This window comes from Sphingopyxis sp. USTB-05 (assembly GCF_023822045.1).
GTDB lineage: Bacteria > Pseudomonadota > Alphaproteobacteria > Sphingomonadales > Sphingomonadaceae > Sphingopyxis.
On sequence record NZ_CP084712.1, the window covers coordinates 137,328 to 156,817 of the forward strand.

Here is a 19,490-nt window from a genome sequence, read left to right on the forward strand (position 1 = left end):
GGCTATAGAAGAAACATTTGCCCCGCGGCCCGGCGCCGCTATGCACCCCGCATGACCCAAGCCGCTTTCCCCGACCTGCGCCTGCGCCGCACCCGCCGCACCGGCTGGAGCCGCGCGATGGTGCGCGAAACCCAGCTTTCGCCTTCGAACCTGATCTGGCCGCTCTTCGTCGCCGATGGTTCGGGCACCGAGGAACCGATATCGAGCCTTCCCGGCGTATCGCGCTGGTCGGTCGACCTGCTCGTCGAACGCGCGCGTGACGCGGTTGCCGCGGGCATCCCGTGCCTCGCGCTCTTTCCATATACGCAGCCCGAGCGGCGCAGCGCGGACGGCGGCGAGGCGCTTAATCCCGACAATCTCATGTGCCGCGCCACCGCCGCGATCAAGCAGGCGCTCGGCGACGATATCGGCATTCTTACCGACGTCGCACTCGATCCCTATACCAGCCATGGGCAGGACGGGCTGATCGACGATGCGGGCTATGTGCTCAACGACGAAACGGTCGAGGTGCTGGTCGGGCAGGCGCTCAACCAGGCACGCGCCGGGGCCGACATCATCGCTCCCAGCGACATGATGGACGGCCGCATCGGTGCGATCCGGCAGGCGCTGGAGGCCGAGGGCTTCGGGCATGTCCAGATCATGAGCTACGCCGCCAAATATGCCTCGGCCTTCTATGGCCCGTTCCGCGACGCGGTCGGTTCGCGCGGGCTGCTGAAAGGCGACAAGAAGACCTATCAGATGGATCCCGCGAACAGCGAGGAAGCCTTGCGCGAAGTGGCGCAGGACCTCGCCGAGGGTGCGGACAGCGTGATGGTGAAGCCCGGCCTGCCCTATCTCGACATCGTCCGCGCGGTGAAGGACAATTTTGCCGTGCCCGTCTATGCCTATCAGGTGTCGGGCGAATATGCGATGATCGAGGCCGCGGCTGCCGCGGGTGCGGGCGACCGCGATGCGCTCGTTTTCGAAACCTTGCTTGCGTTCCGCCGTGCGGGCGCATCGGGGGTTTTGAGCTATCACGCGCTGCACGCGGCGCGGCTCCTCGGCGCCTGACAATATGATCGCTTCCGCATCGCCGCGCCGCTGGCTGTTCGTGCTGACGATCCTCGTCGGCAGTTTCCTCCTCTTCCTCGTCCAGCCGATGGTCGCGCGCATGGTGCTGCCCAAGCTGGGCGGCGCGCCCGCGGTGTGGAACAGCGCGATGCTCGTCTATCAGGCGCTGCTGCTTGGCGGCTATGCCTATGCTCATTGGCTGGGCCGGTTCACTGTGCGGCGTCAGGCGACGATTCACCTCGCGCTATTTCTCGTCGCGGCGCTGTGGCTCCCGATCGGTATTGCGCAGATCGCGCCGCCCGGGCCAGGGCAGGAGGCGCTGTGGGTGCCCTTGCTTCTGCTTGCGTCGATCGGCCCCGTTTTCTTTGTGGTATCGGCGCAGGCGCCGCTGATGCAGCGCTGGTTCGCCGCCGACACGCGCGCAGGCGATCCCTATTATCTCTACGCGGCGTCGAACCTCGGCAGCTTTGCCGGCCTCATCAGCTATCCGGCGCTCGTCGAACCGACGATGCCGCTTGCGACGCAAAGCTGGGGCTGGACTGCGGGTTACGCGCTGCTCGTCCTGCTCGTCGCGGGCGCGGCTGCAGCGCGTTGGCAGGGCGGCGCCGAAGCCCATGCGGCGGCCACCGACGAACCGCGTCCGACGCTGCGGCGTCAGCTCCACTGGTTGCTGATCGCGGCGGTGCCGTCGGGGCTGATGCTGTCGACGACGACGCATCTCACCACCGACATCGTCGCGATGCCCCTGCTCTGGGTGTTGCCGCTCGGCCTCTATCTCCTGAGCTTCGTGATCGCGTTTTCGACGATGGAGCGGCCGACGCAGATCGTCACGCTGGTTGCGCCCGTCGTGCTGCTCGCGGTCGGCGGACTTGGGCTGCTCAGCTCGGGCGGCGGGTCGATGATGGTCGCGCTCGCCAGCCTCGCGATGCTGTTCGTCGTCGCGACCGCGCTCCACGGCTATCTCTATCATCTTCGGCCGGGGGCGCAGTATCTGACGCTTTTCTACCTCATCATGTCGGCAGGCGGCGTGCTCGGCGGGTTGTTCGCCGCGCTGTTCGCGCCGCTGATCTTCGATTGGGTGTATGAGCATCCGATCCTGATCCTCGCTGCGGGGGTGCTGTTGCCGCTCCCCGCGCTGCTCCCGTGGGACAAATGGTTGGGGCTCGAGGCGAAGACGGCGCGGATTACTGCGGCAGTTCTCGTCCTGATCGCCGCCTTCGGCGCCTGGCATATGGTCGGCGATTGGACCGGCCGGCTCGACGGCGCGACGACCTCGTGGGGCATCGCGATCTTCGTCATCGGCATCCTCGTCATCGGCTGGCGCTGGGCCTTTGTGCCCGTGCTCGGATTGCTCATGATCGGCGTCGGCGGCTGGGACACGATTCAGGAAAGCTTCACCGACGCGCGCGTCCGCAGCTATTTCGGCGTTTATACCGTCACCGACTATCCCCAGTCGAACCAGCGCCGCCTGGCGCATGGCACGACGCTCCACGGCCTCCAGCGCACCGACGCCGCGCACCGGCGCGATCCGACGACCTATTATGGTCATCAGTCGGGGGTCGGGCTGACGCTCGACAAGGCTGGGGCGCTCGCGGGACCGGGTGCGTCGATCGGCATCGTCGGGCTGGGGGCGGGCACGCTCGCCTGTTATCGCAAGCCTGGCCAGCATTGGACGATCTTCGAAATCGATCCGGTGATGGTCGATATTGCGCGCGATCCGTCCAAATTCACTTTCCTGTCGGATTGCGCGGGTGACACGCCGATCGTCATCGGCGACGCGCGGCTGCAACTCGCCAACCAACCCGCGGGGCGCTTCGACGTCATCGTCATCGACGCCTTCTCGTCCGACGCGATCCCGCTGCACCTGCTGACCGAAGAGGCGATCGGCATCTATGCGCGCGCGATGAAGCCCGACGGCATATTGCTCATCCACATCTCGAACCGTTTCTTCGATCTGGAGCCGGTGCTGGCGGCGGAGGCGAAGGCGCGGGGCTGGACCAGTGCGATCCGCATGGACCCCGGCCCGATCGGCGACGAATATGGCGACCTCACCGGATCGAACTGGGTCGCGCTGACCGCGACGCCTGCCCGGATGCAACAATTGACCGGCGGCATTCGTCCGCGCAAGGACGCGATGGACCTCGATGCGTGGGTGCCGCTGGCGGCGCGTCCCGGTTTCGAGCGCTGGACCGACGATTATGCCTCGACGCTACCGGTGCTGATCTGGAAGAATATCATCGGAGGCCGCGACGAATGACCTATCAGGACGTCAGCATCATCAGCGTGAACGGCAAGACGCCGCAGATCGACCCCAGCGCCTTTATCGCGCCGGGGTGCCGGATCATCGGCGACGTGACGATCGGGCCCGATGTCAGCATCTGGTATAATTGCGTGCTGCGCGCCGATGTCAGCCGCATCGTCGTCGGCGCGCGCTCGAACATCCAGGACGGCAGCGTCGTCCATTGCGACGGCCAGATGCCGCACCGCCCCGACGGCTTCCCGACGATCATCGGCGAGGATGTGCTGATCGGCCATATGGCGATGGTGCATGGCTGCACGCTGGCGGATCGCGCCTTCGTGGGCCTCAAGGCGACGGTGATGAACGGGTGCCGCATCGGCAGCGACGCGATGCTCGCCGCGGGTGCGCTGCTGACCGAGAACAAGGAAATTCCGGGGCGTGAGCTATGGGCCGGATCGCCCGCGCGGCGCGTGCGCGAGATCGACGATGCGCAGGCTGCGGGAATGCAGATGGGCGTCGCGCATTATGTGATGAACGGCCGCATGCACAAGGCGGCGATCGAGGGCTGATGGCCCAAGAAAAAGGGCGCCCTGGTTTCCTGGGACGCCCTTTCGACTAGCTTCGCTGACTTAGCTGAAGTTCACCATCGCATAGAGCATCGGGATCGACAGCAAGGTGTTGGTCCGCGAAAAGATCATCGCGGTCTTTGCGGCCTTCGCCTTGGTCGCATCGTCGGCCTCGACGATGCCCAGCGCCTTCTTCTGGTTCGGCCAGATCACGAACCACACGTTGAACGCCATGATCAGGCCCAGCCACATGCCGACGCCGATCAGCTTGTACGGGTCCTGGAGCCCCAGCGCGGGTGCCAGATATTTGGCGTGGCCGGCGATCGCGAGGCCGAGCAGCACGGTGACCAGCGCCGCCCAGCGGAACCAGAACAGCGCGGCGGGCGCGATATGCTTGCCGACGGCGGGTTTCAGTTCGGCCGGGATTTTCGGCATCGTCGGAATCTGGACGAAGTTGAAATAGTAAAGCAGGCCGATCCACAGCACGCCGAAGAAGGTGTGCAGCCAGCGCATGATCGCGTTGCCCGCCGCGACCCCATCCTCAAAATTCTGGCCGTTGAGGCAGAGCATCAGGATGATCGCAAGCACAAGGCCGGTGCCCAGTACGGCGTGCAGATTTCCGAAAAATTTGTCCATGGCAGTTCCCCCTATTTTGTCGCGGCGCCCGCGTGCGACCCGGTGCCGGTGACGCAGCTATGCCAGTCCGAGAGGGAAATGCATCAATTTTTGTCGGTTGCAGGCTCTTCCGGCACCGCGAGCCCGTTCTTGAGCATCACAGGAACCTGGCTGAAAGTGAAGAGGAAGGAGAGGGCGGTGACGCCCCAGACCTTGATCGTCAGCCACAGATCGAAGCTCATCTGCTTCGCCTGGATCAGCTCGTACATCACATGATTGGCGATGCCGAGCGCGGCAAAGAATATCCCCCAGTTGCGCGAGAGCAACAGCCAGCCGCGGTCGGTCAGCCCCTCGAGCGCCGATTGCAGCAGATATTTGAGCATCGGTTTTTTGAACCACACGCCGCCGAGCAGCAGCACGGCGAAGGCGGCATAGATGATCGTCGGCTTCATCACGATGAAACGCTCGTCGTGAAACCAGATCGTCAGCGCGCCGAAACCGAGGACGAGGATGCTCGACATCCACAGCATCGGCGAAATCTTGCCGAGCTTCCATTTCGACACGATCATCGCAATGACGATCGCGATCATGAACGCCACCGTGCCCTTGATCGCCGCAGTCGTCGCGGCGAACCCGCCTTCACCGCCGGACGAGAATTTATAGGCAAGGAAGAAGACGAGCAAAGGCCCGAAATCGATGACGAAGTTGAGCCATCCATGCTTTGCCGGCGGCGGTGCCGGGACGGCTTCGGGGCCAGAGGGAAGCACGTCGCTCATCGGATATTTCCTGCAATAATGGCTGCGATCTCGTCCGCATCGAACGGGCGAAGGTCGTCGATGGTTTCGCCAATGCCGATCGCATGGATGGGAAGCCCGTGGCGCTCGGCGGCGGACACGAGCACACCGCCGCGCGCGGTGCCGTCGAGTTTGGTCATGACGAGGCCGGTTACCCCCGCAACCTCTCGGAAAACGTCGATCTGCGACAGCGCATTCTGCCCCGTCGTCGCGTCGAGCACGAGCACGACGTCGTGCGGCGCGGCGGGATTGAGCCGGCCAAGCACGCGCTTGATCTTGGCAAGCTCGTCCATCAGTTCGCGCTTGTTCTGGAGCCGCCCGGCGGTGTCGACGATCAGCACGTCGATCCCGGTCGCGGTCGCCTGTTTCACCGCGTCGAACACGATGCCCGCGCTGTCGCCGCCTTCGGGGCCCGCCATGATCGGCACGCCCAGCCGTTCGGCCCAGACCTTGAGCTGGCCGATCGCTGCCGCGCGAAAGGTGTCGCCTGCCACGAGCATCACGCCATAATCCTGCTCCTGGAACAGATGCGCGAGCTTGGCGATGGTGGTGGTCTTGCCCGACCCGTTGACCCCGATCACCAGAATGACCTGCGGACGCGGAAAGGCGTCGATGTCGAGCGGTTCGGCAACGGGACGCAGGACGGCCGCGATTTCGTCGGCGACGACCTTGCGCAGTTCCTCGGTTCCGTTCGCGGCGATATCGCGGCGTTCGGCCAGGCGGCCGCGAATGCGGTCGGCCATCGCGGGGCCAAGGTCGGCGGTGATCAGCGCTTCCTCGATCCGGTCGAGATCATCCTCGTCTAGCCGCGCCTTGCCGGTCAGCCCGGCCAGATTCTCGCCGAGCCGTTCGGAGGTACGGCGAAATCCGCCAAGTAGCCTTTCGCTCCAGCTTTTGCCGGTCATGCGGCGATGTCCTTTTCCTCAATTGGGGTTGCGACCATGCGGTCGCCCTCGCGCGCCGACAGGCGCACGTCAATGATAGTACCGGGCGCCACCGGCGTGGTCAGCGCCACGGCGGCGAAATTTTCGGCATGGCCGCTGACGCCGTCGCGTTCGACGAGCATCGATGCGGTATGGCCGATCTGTGTATCCAGCCAGTCCTGCCGCCGCCGGGCATTGGCCTCGCGCAGGATCGCCGCCCGCTCGCGCGCGATGGTGCGCCCGACCTGCGGCATGCGGGCGGCGGGCGTCCCGGCGCGCGGGCTGTATGGAAAGATATGGCCGAACATGATGTCGCAATCGTCGATCAGCGCCAGCGAGTTGGCGAACATCGCTTCGTCCTCGGTCGGAAAGCCCGCGATCAGGTCGGCACCGATGGCGATCTCCGCGCGCGCGGCCTTCAATCGCTCGATCAACGCAACGGCATCAGCGCGGCGGTGGCGGCGCTTCATGCGCGTCAGCACCATATCATCGCCCGCCTGCAGCGACAGATGGACATGCGGCATCACGCGCGTTTCCTCGGTCAGCAGCGCGAAAAGCGCATCGTCGATCCGGTTTGGGTCGAGCGACGAAAGGCGCAGTCGTTCGACCGGCAAAGCGAGCAATGCCTCGACCAGCGCGGCCAATGTCGTACCGCTGTCGTCGCCATAGCTGGCGAGGTCGACGCCGGTCAGGATGATCTCGCGCTGGCCGCGGTCGAGAGCGGTTTGTGCGGATGCGACGACTGCATCGACGCTTGCCGACCGCGCCGTCCCACGCGCCAGCACCGTCGCGCAAAAGGTACAGCTATGCGAACAGCCGGTCTGGACACCAAGGAAAGCGCGGGCATGATCGGCGCCTGAAAGGGCGGGGCTATAGGGAAAGAAAGCCTGTCCCTGCGAAGGCAGGGGCCCATCTCCCGCCGGTTCGAGCTGGAGCTCGCCAACGATGGTTCCCCGCCCGCGCGAGGACGCGGTGCTTTCATAGCTCTGGGCCAAGCCCTTGGCATCGTTGCTCACCACCCGCGCGCCCATCGCGGCGAAGGCGCCGCGTTCGAGCTCCGCCGCGCACCCGGTCACCACCACCTCGGTTCCGGGCCGCTCGCGCAGGGCGCGGCGCACTGCCTGCCGCGCCTGCCGCACCGCCTCGTCGGTCACGGCGCAGCTATTGAAGACGGTTATGCTCTGCGCACCCGCCGCCGCGACGGCCGAGCGGATGGCTTCACCCTCGGCGATGTTCAGCCGACAACCGAAATTGACGACCTCTTGCCGGTCGGCGAGGGTGGTGCTCATCCGAACTGCGCCCAGTCGGTCTCGCCTTCATAGACGCGCGTCGCGGCGCCGCTCATCACGATCGGCTCGCCCGGCGCCCAGCGGATGATAAGGTCGCCGCCGGGGAGCGATATGGTGACGGGCGATTGCACCTTGCCTGCGCGGATTGCCGCAACCGCAGTCGCGCATGCGCCGGTACCGCATGCCTGCGTCAGCCCGACGCCGCGTTCCCAGACGCGTAGCTGCAACTGGTTTTCGCCGTCGAGGCTGGCGACATTGACGTTGACGCGCTCGGGAAACAGCGGGTCGGTCTCGATCCGGGGCCCCAACTCGTCGAGTGCGACCGCGTCGGCCTCGGGCACGAAAAAGATGATATGCGGATTGCCGACATTGACCGCCGCGCCATGTTCCAGCTCGTCCCACGCGACGGGCATGTCGCGTGTGTCCATCGGCATCGCAAGCGGGATATGTTCCCAGTCGAATTCGGGTTCGCCGAGTACGACTTCGGCGCCGCCGTCGGCCGGCGTGACGCGCAGCATACCGCCCAGCGTCTCGATCACCGCGGGCTTGCCGATCAGCGTCGCGACGCAGCGCGTCGCATTGCCGCATGCCTCGACCTCGCCGCCGTCGGCGTTGAAGATGCGCATCTTCACGTCCGCGCTGGTCGACGGTTCGAGCAGGATCAGCTGGTCGCACCCGATGCCGTGGCGCCGATCGGCGATTGCATGCGCGCGTGCCGGCGTCATTTCGACGGGCGCCACGCGCGCGTCGATCACGACAAAGTCGTTGCCGAGGCCGTGCATCTTGGTGAAGCGGTCTGCCATAGGGCGCATTTAGGGGGGGAGGGCAGCGAAGTCTAGCGATGTGGGCGGGCATCCCCTCGCTCCCGCGAAGGCGAGGGCCGCGAGAGGTTTAAAGCGGCAGCGATGCGAAAGGTCTACGGCGACCCCCGCCTCGCGGGGGTGACGAACAGGTTACGCCGATTTGCGCAGCCGTTCGTCCTCGCCGGCGTCGGGACCGGCGGGCGGCACCATGGGGGCGCGGAGCAGGCCGCGCTCGGCAAGCAACCGTTCGGTGTCGGCGGCCGACGCGGCACGGCCGAAATACCAGCCCTGACCCTTCGAACAGCCGAGCCGCGTCAGTTCGATCGCGGTGGCCTCGTCCTCGACGCCTTCGGCGGTTATCGGCATCGCGAGGCTTTCGCCCAGTCGCACGATAGCAATGACGATTGCCTGCGCATCGGGGCTGCCCCGCATCGCAGCGATGAAGCTGCGGTCGATCTTGATCCGATCGAACGGCAGCGCACGCAGATGCGACAGCGAGCTGTAGCCGGTGCCGAAATCGTCGAGGCTCAGCGACACACCCTGATTCTTCAGGCTGGTGACGATCGATCGCACCAGCGGCAGATTTTCGAACAGCGAGCTTTCGGTGATCTCTACCTCGAGCTGCGCCGCCGGGAAACCGACCTCGACGAGCAGCTTGGTCAGCTTCTGGCTGAACCACGGGTCTTTCAGTTGCTGCGGCGAGATGTTGACCGCAAGCATGATCGACGGGTCCCAGCGTTTGGCGACTTCCATCGCCTCGCGGATGACCTGCAGCGACAATTCGCCTATCAGGCCGCTTTCCTCGGCAACGGGAATAAAGCGTTCCGGCGGGATCATCCCATATTCGGGCGATTCCCAGCGCATGAGCATCTCGAAACCGAGCAGTCTCCCACTGGCGATATCCACCTGCGGCTCGAAATGGGGGACGAACTCGCCGCGCGGCATGCCGTCGCGAATGCCCGTTTCGATCTGGTTGCGCACCTGCACCGCCATTTCCATTCCGGCCTCGAACCAGCAGAAGCGATTCCGGCCTTCGTCCTTGCAATTATACATTGCGATGTCGGCCTGACGGACCATCGTTTCCATTGTGACGCTGGCATCGCTGGCGAGCGATAGGCCGAGCGACGCGCCGACCCGAATCTGCTGCGCATCGTGCGCGATAACATTGTCGAGCGCCATGACGAGTTCGGCCGCCAGGGCGTCGATGTCGGCGCGCGCCGCAGGCTCGAACGCCAGCATCGCGACGAACTCGTCGCCACCGAGCCGCGCCTTGGTGGCATTTGGCGGTAGTACCGCCGAGATACGTTCGGCTGCGACCTGCAGCACGCGGTCCCCCGCCGCGTGACCATGAATGTCGTTGACGGTCTTGAAGTGATCGAGGTCGAGCAGGAACAGTGCGACTTGGCGCTTTTCGGCGATCGCGTTCGCGATCTGCAGTTGTCCAGTCGCGAGCAGGGCCCGGCGATTGAGGAAACCCGTCAGCGGGTCGGTGTCGGCGAGGTAGCGCGCGCGCTGTTCGGCTTCGGTGCGCTCGAGGATTTCGCGGTTGAGATCCTTGTAGCGGCGCCAGCCGAAGAGAATCAGCGCGACATTGAGAATGAGCGCCGTCGCCAGCGCCCGGTCGGGACCACCGCCGATGCCGATCAATGCACGCACCGCCGCCTGCATCACATTGCTGCCCGTCCCCACGAACAGCAGGATCGCGGCGACGACTATGCCACCGGCAATGATATCGCGTTTTGCGCCCTCGCTTCGGTCGAATGGCTTCGGCGTCGCTGTCATATGAATTTGTCCCACCCTCGCCGGTTCTATGGGGCAAAGCGGTGAAATTTGGGTTAAGTGCGCTTCGGCGCGGCACCTTGCCTTTGCGTGCGCTTTTGTGTAGAGGCCGCCGCGTTCGCGCGCATCTTGCGCACGGGCATATCGATGTCCGCGACGGAAAGTCTGTCCACGGATAGCCGCTGGTTGGCGAGGTTTCGCTCACCGGCGTCTTTTGCGTTGCGGGCCTCGTAAGCAAGGATTTGAGGCGCATGTTCGACAGTCTGAGCAATCGGCTTGGCGATGTTTTCGGGAAGCTCCGCGGTCGCGGCGCGCTGACCGAGGCCGACGTGCGCGCCGCGATGCGCGAAGTGCGAATCGCTCTGCTAGAGGCGGACGTCGCGCTGCCCGTCGTGCGCAGTTTCGTCGATCAGGTCACCGAACTCGCGATCGGCCAGAATGTCCTGCGCTCGGTCACGCCGGGGCAGCAGGTCGTCAAGATCGTCAGCGACGCGCTGACCGAAATGCTCGGTTCCGAAACCGCCGAGCTCGAGCTGGCCGTCACCCCGCCCGCCGTGATCATGATGGTCGGCTTGCAGGGTTCGGGTAAGACGACCACCACCGCGAAGATCGCGAAGCGGCTGAAGGAAAAAGAGCGCAAGAAGGTGCTGATGGCGTCGCTCGACGTCAATCGCCCCGCCGCGCAGGAACAGCTTGCCGTCCTCGGCCAGCAGATCGACGTCGCGACCCTGCCGATCGTCGCGGGGCAGCAGCCGGTCGAGATTGCGCAGCGCGCGATGCAGGCGGCGAAGCTTCAGGGTTATGACGTCCTGATGCTCGACACCGCGGGCCGCCTCCACGTCGACCAGCAGTTGATGGACGAAATGCAGGCGGTGTCGCGCACGGCGAACCCTGCCGAAACGCTGCTCGTCGTCGACAGCCTCACCGGCCAGGACGCGGTACAGGTTGCGCAGCGCTTCACCGATCAGGTGCCGCTCACCGGCGTCGTGCTCACCCGCATGGACGGCGATGCGCGGGGCGGTGCCGCGCTCTCGATGCGCGCGGTCACTGGCAAGCCGATCAAATTCGCGGGCACGGGCGAAAAGCTCGACGGGCTCGAGCTCTTTCAGCCCTCGCGCATCGCGGGCCGCATCCTCGGCATGGGCGACGTCGTCAGCCTCGTCGAACGCGCCGCCGAAACGATCCAGGCCGAAGAGGCCGAGGCGATGGCGGCGAAGATGGCCAAGGGCCAGTTCGACCTCAACGACCTCCGCACCCAATTGAACCAGATGCGTCGCATGGGCGGCCTCGGCGCGCTCGCCGGCATGATTCCGGGGATCAAGAAGGCGCAGGCGCAGATGGCGGCCGGTGCTGCCGACGACAAGATGCTCATCCACTTCGACGCGATCATGGGATCGATGACCCCCAAGGAGCGCGCGAAGCCCGAAATCCTGACCGCGAAGCGCAAGATCCGTATCGCCAACGGGTCGGGCACCACGGTGCAGCAGGTCAACAAGGTGCTGAAGATGCATCAGGAAATGTCCAGCGCGATGAAGAAGATCCGCAAGATGGGCGGGCTCAAGGGCCTCGGCGCGCTGTTCGGCAAGGGCGGCGGCATTCCCGGAATGGGCGGCGGCGGAATGGGTGGCGGTGGCCTCCCCGGTCTTGGTGGGGGCGGATCGATCCCGCCTGAACTCGCCAATTTGATGAATAAAAAGAAGTGACGACCCCAACAGGTCGTCATCCCGGCGCAGGCCGGGATCCAGTGAATTAAAACCCGAATTTGAACATTAAACTCTGAAGGAAAATATCATGGCAACCTCTATTCGCCTCGCACGCGGCGGTTCGAAAAAGCGTCCCTATTACAAGATCGTCGTCGCCGATTCGCGCAGCCCGCGCGACGGCCGTTTCATCGAGCGTATCGGCAGCTACAACCCGCTGCTCGCCAAGGACAATCCGGAGCGCGTGAAGCTCGATGCCGACCGTGCGAAGCATTGGGTTTCGGTTGGCGCGCAGCCGACCGACCGCGTCGCCCGCTTCCTCGACGCCGCTGGCGTTCTCGAACGCGCTGCCCGCAACAACCCGAACAAGGCTGTCCCCGGCGAAAAGGCCAAGGAACGCGCCGAAGAAAAGGCCCAGAAGCTGGCTGACGCCGAAGAAGCCGCAGCCGCTGCTGCCGCCGCTCCGGCCCCGGAACCCGAAGCTGCTGAAGAAGCCGCTCCGGAAGTGGCCGCTGAAGAAGCGCCCGCCGCTGAAGAAGCCGCCGCTCCCGAAGCCGCTGAATCGGACGCAACCGGTTCGGTGAAGAGCGAAGCGACCGCCGAAGCCGTTGCCGAAGCCGTCGCCGACGAAACCCCGGCCGACGCGACCGCCGAAGACGCGACCGCGATCGCCGAAGAAGTCGCCGAAGGCGGCCCGGTTGCTGCCGAAGCCGAAGAAGCTCCGGCCGCCGAAGCTGGCGAAGAAAAGGCCGAAGGCTAAGCCTTGGCCGACGCGAATCGCCCTGTCACCCTCGCCGCCATCGCCGGCGCGCATGGGGTGCGGGGCGAGGTGCGTCTCAAGCTATTTGGTGAAGGCGCGGAGGCTCTCCGCGCCTTTTCCGTTTTCGATGCGGGCGACCGCACGCTCACGTTGAAATCGGTCCGTCCCGCCAATCAGGGTGCGGTCGCGACCTTCGCCGAAATCGCCGACCGCAGCGCTGCCGAGGCCTTGCGCGGAACGGTGTTGACGGTGCCGCGCTCGGCGCTGCCCGCTCTGGGCGAGGGCGAATATTATCACCACGACCTGCTCGGCCTGCCATGCGTGTCGACCGACGGCGTCGCCATCGGCCATGTTGCCGCGGTCGAGAATTTCGGCGCTGGTGACATTCTCGAAATCGAGAAGCCCGACCGCAAACGTTTCATGGTTCCGATGACGGCGCAGGCCGTGCCGGCGTGGAACGACGACGGCGTCACCGTGAACGCCGCGTTCGTCGAGTAACGATATCCCCATATTTCCATCGCCACCCCGGGCTTGACCCGGGTCCCGCTTCTTCTGCTCATCGGAGCCCGAAGCGGGGGTTGACCTCAAGAGCGGGACCCCGGATCAAGTCCGGGGTGACGGACGAATTGTCGCGCCATCTTTTGGAGAGAGAGAATCGTCATGCGCTTGAAATCGGGTCTCGTTTTTGCTGCCATCCTTGGCTCGTTCGCTCCCGCTCACGCCCAGCAATCCGCCCCCAAAACCCTCGACCAACTCGCCCCCGAGATCGACACGCTCTTTGCCAGATATCAAGCCGAGCAGCACATCCCCGGCCTGGTCTACGGCGTCGTCAAGGACGGCAAGCTCGCTTATGTGAAGGGCATCGGCGTTCAGAACATCGCCGACAAGCGCGCCGTCACTCCCGACAGCCTGTTTCGCATCGCCTCGATGACCAAGGCGTTCACCGCGCTGTCGATCCTGAAGCTGCGCGATGACGGCAAGCTTCGCCTCGACGACCTCGCTGAGCAATATGTGCCCGAAATGAAGGGCTGGACCTACCCGACCAAGGACAGCCCGCGCATAAGGGTCAGGGATCTGCTCCAACATGTCGGCGGCTTCGTCACCGATGATCCGTGGGGCGATCGCCAGCAAGTGCTGCCGCAAGACGAATTCACGAAGATGATCGCCGCGGGCGTGCCGTTCAGCCGCGTACCGCAGAGCCAGCATGAATATTCGAACTTCGGCTATGCCTTGCTCGGTCGGATCGTCGCCAACGCCTCGGGCATGCCCTACACCGACTATGTCCGGCAGACGATCCTGAACCCTCTCGGCATGACCCGCAGCGGCTTTGACGCGCCGAAGGCTCCAAAGGCGCGCTACGCCCTTGGCTATCGCTGGGAAAATGAGAAATGGACCGCCGAGCCCGAGATGGTCGACGGGGCGTTCAACAGCATGGGCGGGTTGCAGGTCAGCGCGAACGACTATGCCAAATGGGTCGCCTTCCTGCTCTCGGCCTGGCCAGCGCGCGACGATGCCGACACCGGGCCGGTCAAGCGGTCGACGGTGCGCGAGATCGCACAGGGCTCGAACTTCGTCTCGGTGACGAACCGCATCGGCGCCAGCGGCGCTACGGCGTGCAAGCAGGCCGCGGCTTACGGCATGGGCTGGCGCGTTGCGCAGGATTGCGACCTTGGCCTGACGCTCGCGCACGGCGGCGGATATCCGGGCTATGGCAGTCATGTGATGCTGATGCCCGATTATGGAATCGGCGTCTTTGCGCTGTCGAACCGGACCTATGCCGGCCCGTCGGCCCCCGCGTGGGACACCGCGGTCGCAATCGACAAGGCGGGCCTGTTGGAAACGCGCCCCGTTCCGGTATCGCCGGCGGTGGCAGAGGCCTATGCGGCAGCAAGGGCGGCTTATGCCGCCGGCGATCTCGGCCCGCTACAGGGCCGGCTCGCGATGAACTTCCTCCTCGATCGTTCGGCCGCCAACTGGAAGGCCGAATTCGCGAAGTTGAAAGCCGAGGTAGGGGCGTGCCCCACCGACGAGCCGCTGGCGCCGACCGGCGCGATGTCGGCTGCCTTCCGCCTCAACTGCGAAAAGGGCAAGCTCGACGGGCAATTGCTGCTCGCCCCGACGAAGCCGGCGACGATCCAGGCGCTGCGCTTGCGCGTCGTGCCGCCCGAGGCGAACTGATGTCGACGGGGTGAGGCCTTTGCAAGGGACAGCCTCACCCCGTTTTCGCCCTGGACCTTTGAGAGGGGGGAGCAGGGTTCTTATCGCGGACGCTTATCGTGCCCGGCGCAGGCGGACGCCGCAGCGCGCGGCGGCACGGGTGAAGACGCTGTCTTCGCCGGGTGCGGTCGGCAGGGCGATCCACTCGCCGAGGCGGCGGAACGGGGTTGCGAGCCAGTGAAGGCCGCGGGTGATATCGGCGCTGAAATGATCATGACCGTCATTCCAGGCGCGCATGAACTGCTCGTCTTTCATCGTTCATTTCCTTTCGCTTGGGTGCATCCTAATTGCCCTCCCGCGCGCCGCAGCGCCAACAAAAGGCGTAGACCATATTATAAGCTGGCCTTATAAGGTCGTATGTCCCGACTGCCGCCCCTTTCCGCCGTGCGCACCTTCGAAGCCGCCGGTCGTTTGCAGAATTTCTCGCGCGCTGCCGAAGAGCTGGGACTGACGCAAGCTGCAGTCAGTTATCAAATCCGCCAATTGGAGGATCGGCTCGGCCGCGCGCTGTTCGTGCGTGAGAAAGGGCGCGTGCGCCTTTCCGAAACGGGCCAGCGGCTGCTGCCCGCGATCAGCAACGCCTTTGCCACCATGGGGGACGCCTTTGCCGCGCTCGGCAGCGACGAGGCCGACGTGCTGACGATCAATGCCGCGACCAGCTTTGGCGGCACCTGGCTCAGCGCGCGTATCGGCAGCTTCCAGCTCCAATATCCCGAACTCGCGGTGCGCATGGCGATGAGCAATGATCTGATCGATTTCGACGCCTCGAACGTCGATGTCGCGATCCGCATCGGCAAGGGCGCGTGGCCGGGGCTGCGCAGCGATTTCCTGATGCGCCAATATCTCGCGCCGATCGCCTCGCCCGCTTTCATCGCCGAGCACGACATAAACGAGCCCGCCGACCTGCTCCGCGTCCAGCGCCTTGCGCCGAACGATAGCTGGTGGGCCGAATGGTTCGCGCTGGCCGGGGTCGCGACACCGCCGGTGCTCTCACGTCGCGGGATCGAACTCGACAGCCAGTTGCAGGAGGCGAGCGCGGTGCAAGCGGGATTCGGCGTCGCGATGATGACCCCGCTCTATTGGCAGGGCGAATTGGCGAGCGGCCGCATGGTCCAGCCCTTTGACACATTCTATGTATCGAAGGGCTCGGGCATGTGGCTCGTCCACCGCGACAACCGCATCGGAGTGCGCAAGATCGAACGCTTCCGCGAATGGCTGCACGCCGAAATCGAGAAAGATCGCCACCTGCTGCCCGACGCGGTATGGGAGCCGCCGTTATGACCTTCACTGCCGTCCCCCTGACCCTCTACCCCGACATGTTCCCCGGCCCGCTGGGGCACAGTATGGCGGGGCGCGCGCTCGAAAGCGGGACGTGGAACTGCGCGCCGGTGCAGATCCGGGATTTCGCCACGGACAAGCATCGGACCGTCGACGACACGCCGGCGGGTGGCGGCGCGGGGATGGTGCTGAAGGCCGACGTGCTCGGCGCCGCGGTCGACCATGCCGTGGCGGCCCATCCGGGTCTGCCGATCCTGGCGATGACCCCGCGCGGGACGCCGGTCACGCAGGCGCGCGTGCGCCAGCTTTCGGCGGGTCCGGGCGCGATCATCCTGTGCGGCCGCTTCGAGGGTTTCGACGAACGCATCTTTGCCGCGCGCGATATCGAGGAAGTCTCGATGGGCGACATCATCCTGTCGGGGGGCGAGATGGGCGCGCTGTTGCTGCTCGATGCCTGCATCCGGCTGCTTCCCGGCGTGATGGGCGCCTCGGCCAGCGGCGACGATGAATCGTTCGAGCAGGGGCTGCTCGAATATCCGCACTACACAAGGCCGGTGAACTGGGAGGGGCATGACATTCCCGACGTGCTGCGTTCGGGCGATCACAAGAAGATTGCGAGCTGGCGCCGCGAACAGGCCGAGCACGATACGCGGGCGCGGCGCCCCGACCTGTGGGCGGCCTATGTCGCCGCGCGCGACGGGCGATAGCGCAGCAGCACCCACGGCACCTTCGCGCTGTCGAACATCAACCGGCTCTTTTGCTGGGTGAACGGCGGCATATGATCGCCGACGATCAATATGTCGGTCGGCGGGAAATCGGGGCGGCTCGCCATGTCGGCGAGCGCCGCTGCCGTGTCGTCCCAGACGGCGAAGAGGCGGCAGACCTGCGGATAATCGCCGTCGAGCACGGGGCCTAGCTGGCGGCAATTCTCGGTACGCAGCTCCGCATTGGCGACCACCGGCAGGTGCGAATTGAGCGTCAGCCAGTAGATGAACTGCGGCTCTTTCGCCGCGGCCAGGTCGCGCCCGATCAGCCGCGGTATGTCGCGATCGCATGCGCCGGGAAAGACATTGGGGCAATGCCCCGCGCCCTGCGCCTCGATTTGGTCGCGGAAGCTCATCCCCTCGAACCCGATCAGCGGATACCAGCGATCGCGGTCGAAGAATTTCGGCGAAAAGCCGTGATAGGCGTGCGTGGCATAGCCGCGCCGCGCAAGGGTCGCGGGCAGGCAATCGGGGTCGCGCGCGACGATCTCCTTATAATCGCCCCAGCGCTGACACAGCTCGCGAATCTCGCCCTTGGTCGTCGAGTTATAGAAGGTCGTGCTGCCCTGGCTAATCGCGAAGCGTTCGGCGAGTTCGGGGCGCGTCCAGATCGCGTCGAGCCGGTCGCGCAGCGTCGCCTCGGTCGGCAGTCCCATCGCCTCGACGACGACGATCATCACGTTCCGCTTGCCGTCCGCGAGCTTCAGGAAATCGGTCTGGCGCGTCGCCGAGGTGAAGGGGGCATCGGCGGGCGCCAGCCGGTTATAGGCGGTCGACCCCTCGCGCGCCCGGATATAGTCGGCCTGCGCCAGCGTATAGGTGAGCGCGGCAGCGGCGATCATCCATTGCAGCCCGCGCAAATTCTGCTGTCTGCGAAGCTGCCGCGCAGCAAAGCCGAGAACCGCGATCAACAGGCCGGCCCCGACCATATATTCGGGCGAAGCGGCGGGGCGCAGATCGAGCACCAATGCGATGACCGACAGGATCACGCTGATGTCCATGTTGAACATGCTCGCGATGAAAACGAGCGTCAGATAGAGGAGAAGGCCGAAAAAGGCGGCGACGCGAAACCAGTAGCCGAACCAGCAGGCCACGAAGCCGACCGCGCCGCAGAGCATGATCTCGCCCGCGCGCATCGGCCCGCCCATGATCGTGATCGGCAGGAAGGGAAGGTTGGGCAGCACCAGCCAGCACAGCGCCCAGTTGAGGAACGCCGTCAGCCCCACACCGTCGGCGGGCGCAAAAGCGCGGCTCGCGAGCGGCTTTATGGCATTCATGTGCAGCATCGGGTCCCTTCCGTGCCGTCCATGGCGGATTTTGGTTAATGTCGGTTTAAATCGGCCGCGTGCGTCATCCGCCGAACCCCTTGCATTTCGCGCCTTTCCAGCGTAGTGGCCCCGGCTTCAAGTGGAACCGGGCGAATCGCGTTCATCGCGCATGCCTGTCGTCCGCTTATCCCCGACCGGATATCCGGACGGGGCGCAGGGTTTCCGAAGTGCTGCGATCGGGAAACCTTGCCGATAAAAACGGTTAAGCAGGCCGGACCTTTGGGAGCGTCATATCGATGCTCGGGACCGACCTGCCTCTGGCGCGCGGCGAAAAGAAAAGGACTAGAGGACATGAACCTCATCCAGACGATCGAAGCCGAAGAAATCGCCAAAGCGGCGAAGACCATTCCGACCTTCCGTCCCGGCGACACGCTGAAAGTCGGCGTGAAGGTGGTCGAAGGCGAACGCACCCGCGTCCAGAATTTCGAAGGCGTGTGCATCGCACGCTCGAACAAGGGCATGGGCTCCAACTTCACCGTGCGCAAAATGTCGTTCGGCGAAGGTGTCGAGCGCGTGTTCCCGCTCTATTCGCCCAACATCGACTCGATTACCGTCGTCCGTAAGGGCGCTGTCCGTCGTGCGAAGCTTTACTATCTGCGTGGACGCACTGGTAAATCGGCACGTATTGCGGAGCGCCGCGAATACCGGTCGGAAGCCGGCGAAGGCTAAGGGGAGCTTCTCCACACCAAAGCCGAAACAGCTTTCAAAAACGACCGGTTCCGCCAACAGGCAGAGCCGGTCGTTTTCATTTGGGCAAAGCGAATTTGATGCAGCAGTCCGTCCTCCCGTTCCAGCCGACGCGGCGCGCCTTCCTTGGCGCGGTGCTTGCGTTCGGCGTGTCGGGGGAGGCGATGGCGCTCACCAGCGCGCAGCGCCTTGTGATCGCGGCGCGGCGGCAGGTCGGCGTGACGCTGACGTACGATCCGGCCTATACCGTGCTGCGCTTTCCGAACGGCGACGTCGACCGCGCCAAGGGCGTGTGCACCGACGTCGTGATCCGCGCCTTTCGCGATGCGCTAGGCGCCGACCTTCAGGCCCTTGTAAACGCCGACATGCGCGCCAATTTTACTGCCTATCCCAAAAATTGGGGGCTCGGCCGCCCCGACCGCAACATCGACCATCGCCGCGTACCCAATCTCGCGACCTATTGGCGCAGACAGGGCGCGGCGCTGCCCGTCACCGACGACCCGGCCGACTGGCGGCCGGGCGACATCTTCACCCAGATGGTCGGCGGCCGGCTGCCGCACACGGGCATCGTATCCGACCGCAAGGATACGACCGGCGTGCCGCTGGTGCTCCACAATATCGGCGGTGGCACGCGCGAGGAGGATGCCTTGTTCAAGCATCGGCTCACCGGCCATTTTCGCTGGAAAGTCTGAGTTTAA

18 protein-coding genes and 2 pseudogenes are annotated in these 19,490 nt (G+C 65.1%); 12 read left to right on the forward strand and 8 right to left on the reverse strand.

What is annotated here, in order from left to right; translation table 11 throughout:
* Positions 1 to 51 precede the first annotated feature (51 nt).
* Genes hemB through KEC45_RS00630 form a run of 3 tightly spaced genes read left to right on the forward strand, consistent with a single transcriptional unit; the run spans position 52 to position 3,858 of the window.
* Complete coding sequence (hemB, locus tag KEC45_RS00620; RefSeq protein ID WP_062185118.1) at positions 52 to 1,050, forward strand: porphobilinogen synthase; 999 nt, start codon at positions 52 to 54, stop codon at positions 1,048 to 1,050.
* Positions 1,051 to 1,054: 4 nt separating this feature from the next.
* The gene (locus KEC45_RS00625) at positions 1,055 to 3,307 is read left to right on the forward strand and encodes a fused MFS/spermidine synthase (RefSeq protein WP_062185115.1); all 2,253 of its coding nucleotides are present in this window, start codon (positions 1,055 to 1,057) and stop codon (positions 3,305 to 3,307) included.
* A complete protein-coding gene (locus KEC45_RS00630) occupies positions 3,304 to 3,858 on the forward strand; it encodes a gamma carbonic anhydrase family protein (RefSeq protein ID WP_062185113.1) in 555 nt (184 codons plus the stop codon). The genes KEC45_RS00625 and KEC45_RS00630 overlap by 4 nt, the downstream gene beginning before the upstream one ends.
* Positions 3,859 to 3,918: 60 nt before the next feature.
* Here KEC45_RS00630 and KEC45_RS00635 read toward each other — a convergent pair whose 3' ends face one another.
* From KEC45_RS00635 to KEC45_RS00660, 6 genes are all read right to left on the reverse strand, one after another.
* Entirely contained in the window at positions 3,919 to 4,491 is a 573-nt protein-coding gene (locus tag KEC45_RS00635) for a urate hydroxylase PuuD (protein WP_062185110.1), read from the reverse strand.
* Between the two features lie 83 nt (positions 4,492 to 4,574).
* Complete coding sequence (locus KEC45_RS00640; RefSeq protein WP_062185108.1) at positions 4,575 to 5,246, reverse strand: inner membrane-spanning protein YciB; 672 nt, start codon at positions 5,244 to 5,246, stop codon at positions 4,575 to 4,577.
* Positions 5,243 to 6,169: a signal recognition particle-docking protein FtsY gene (gene ftsY / locus KEC45_RS00645; RefSeq protein ID WP_062185107.1), complete on the reverse strand. Its 927-nt coding sequence runs from the start codon at positions 6,167 to 6,169 to the stop codon at positions 5,243 to 5,245. Before ftsY ends, KEC45_RS00640 begins: the two co-directional genes overlap by 4 nt.
* Positions 6,166 to 7,476, reverse strand: coding sequence for a MiaB/RimO family radical SAM methylthiotransferase (locus KEC45_RS00650; protein WP_062185105.1), 1,311 nt, complete (start codon positions 7,474 to 7,476; stop codon positions 6,166 to 6,168). The genes ftsY and KEC45_RS00650 overlap by 4 nt, the downstream gene beginning before the upstream one ends.
* The gene (gene dapF / locus KEC45_RS00655) at positions 7,473 to 8,279 is read right to left on the reverse strand and encodes a diaminopimelate epimerase (protein ID WP_062185103.1); all 807 of its coding nucleotides are present in this window, start codon (positions 8,277 to 8,279) and stop codon (positions 7,473 to 7,475) included. The genes KEC45_RS00650 and dapF overlap by 4 nt, the downstream gene beginning before the upstream one ends.
* Positions 8,280 to 8,429: 150 nt before the next feature.
* A complete protein-coding gene (locus KEC45_RS00660) occupies positions 8,430 to 10,061 on the reverse strand; it encodes a bifunctional diguanylate cyclase/phosphodiesterase (protein WP_062185101.1) in 1,632 nt (543 codons plus the stop codon).
* Positions 10,062 to 10,309: 248 nt separating this feature from the next.
* Here KEC45_RS00660 and ffh point away from each other — a divergent pair, with 248 nt between their 5' ends.
* From ffh to KEC45_RS00680, 4 genes and pseudogenes are all read left to right on the forward strand, one after another.
* Positions 10,310 to 11,761, forward strand: coding sequence for a signal recognition particle protein (gene ffh / locus KEC45_RS00665; protein WP_062185098.1), 1,452 nt, complete (start codon positions 10,310 to 10,312; stop codon positions 11,759 to 11,761).
* Between the two features lie 88 nt (positions 11,762 to 11,849).
* Positions 11,850 to 12,323 (forward strand): annotated as a pseudogene (gene rpsP, locus KEC45_RS00670) (30S ribosomal protein S16); the annotation flags it as partial.
* Positions 12,324 to 12,521: 198 nt separating this feature from the next.
* On the forward strand, positions 12,522 to 13,016 hold the full coding sequence (rimM, locus tag KEC45_RS00675; RefSeq protein ID WP_062185093.1) for a ribosome maturation factor RimM: 495 nt from the start codon (positions 12,522 to 12,524) through the stop codon (positions 13,014 to 13,016).
* 162 nt (positions 13,017 to 13,178) lie between these two features.
* On the forward strand, positions 13,179 to 14,696 hold the full coding sequence (locus tag KEC45_RS00680) for a serine hydrolase (RefSeq protein WP_062185090.1): 1,518 nt from the start codon (positions 13,179 to 13,181) through the stop codon (positions 14,694 to 14,696).
* A 93-nt stretch (positions 14,697 to 14,789) separates the two neighbouring features.
* On the opposite strand, the gene KEC45_RS00685 is transcribed toward KEC45_RS00680, so the two are convergent.
* Positions 14,790 to 14,990: a hypothetical protein gene (locus KEC45_RS00685; protein WP_062185088.1), complete on the reverse strand. Its 201-nt coding sequence runs from the start codon at positions 14,988 to 14,990 to the stop codon at positions 14,790 to 14,792.
* Positions 14,991 to 15,092: 102 nt separating this feature from the next.
* On the opposite strand from KEC45_RS00685, the gene KEC45_RS00690 reads away from it, so the two are divergent.
* On the forward strand, positions 15,093 to 16,016 hold the full coding sequence (locus KEC45_RS00690) for a LysR substrate-binding domain-containing protein (protein ID WP_252171307.1): 924 nt from the start codon (positions 15,093 to 15,095) through the stop codon (positions 16,014 to 16,016).
* Positions 16,013 to 16,720, forward strand: a complete 708-nt coding sequence (gene trmD / locus KEC45_RS00695) for a tRNA (guanosine(37)-N1)-methyltransferase TrmD (protein ID WP_062185082.1) — start codon at positions 16,013 to 16,015, stop codon at positions 16,718 to 16,720. Before KEC45_RS00690 ends, trmD begins: the two co-directional genes overlap by 4 nt.
* On the opposite strand, the gene KEC45_RS00700 is transcribed toward trmD, so the two are convergent.
* The gene (locus KEC45_RS00700; RefSeq protein WP_062185079.1) at positions 16,693 to 18,063 is read right to left on the reverse strand and encodes a sulfatase-like hydrolase/transferase; all 1,371 of its coding nucleotides are present in this window, start codon (positions 18,061 to 18,063) and stop codon (positions 16,693 to 16,695) included. The genes trmD and KEC45_RS00700 overlap by 28 nt on opposite strands.
* 191 nt (positions 18,064 to 18,254) lie before the next feature.
* Between KEC45_RS00700 and KEC45_RS00705 the strand changes: the two are divergent.
* The 3 genes and pseudogenes from KEC45_RS00705 to KEC45_RS00715 form a co-directional block, all read left to right on the forward strand.
* Positions 18,255 to 18,391, forward strand: a pseudogene (locus KEC45_RS00705) (tRNA (guanosine(37)-N1)-methyltransferase TrmD); the annotation flags it as partial.
* A gap of 5 nt (positions 18,392 to 18,396) precedes the next feature.
* Positions 18,397 to 18,774 (forward strand): 50S ribosomal protein L19, encoded by a 378-nt coding sequence (gene rplS / locus KEC45_RS00710; RefSeq protein ID WP_062185076.1) that lies wholly within the window; start codon positions 18,397 to 18,399, stop codon positions 18,772 to 18,774.
* A 98-nt stretch (positions 18,775 to 18,872) separates the two neighbouring features.
* Positions 18,873 to 19,484, forward strand: a complete 612-nt coding sequence (locus tag KEC45_RS00715; protein WP_083435964.1) for a DUF1287 domain-containing protein — start codon at positions 18,873 to 18,875, stop codon at positions 19,482 to 19,484.
* Positions 19,485 to 19,490 lie beyond the last annotated feature (6 nt).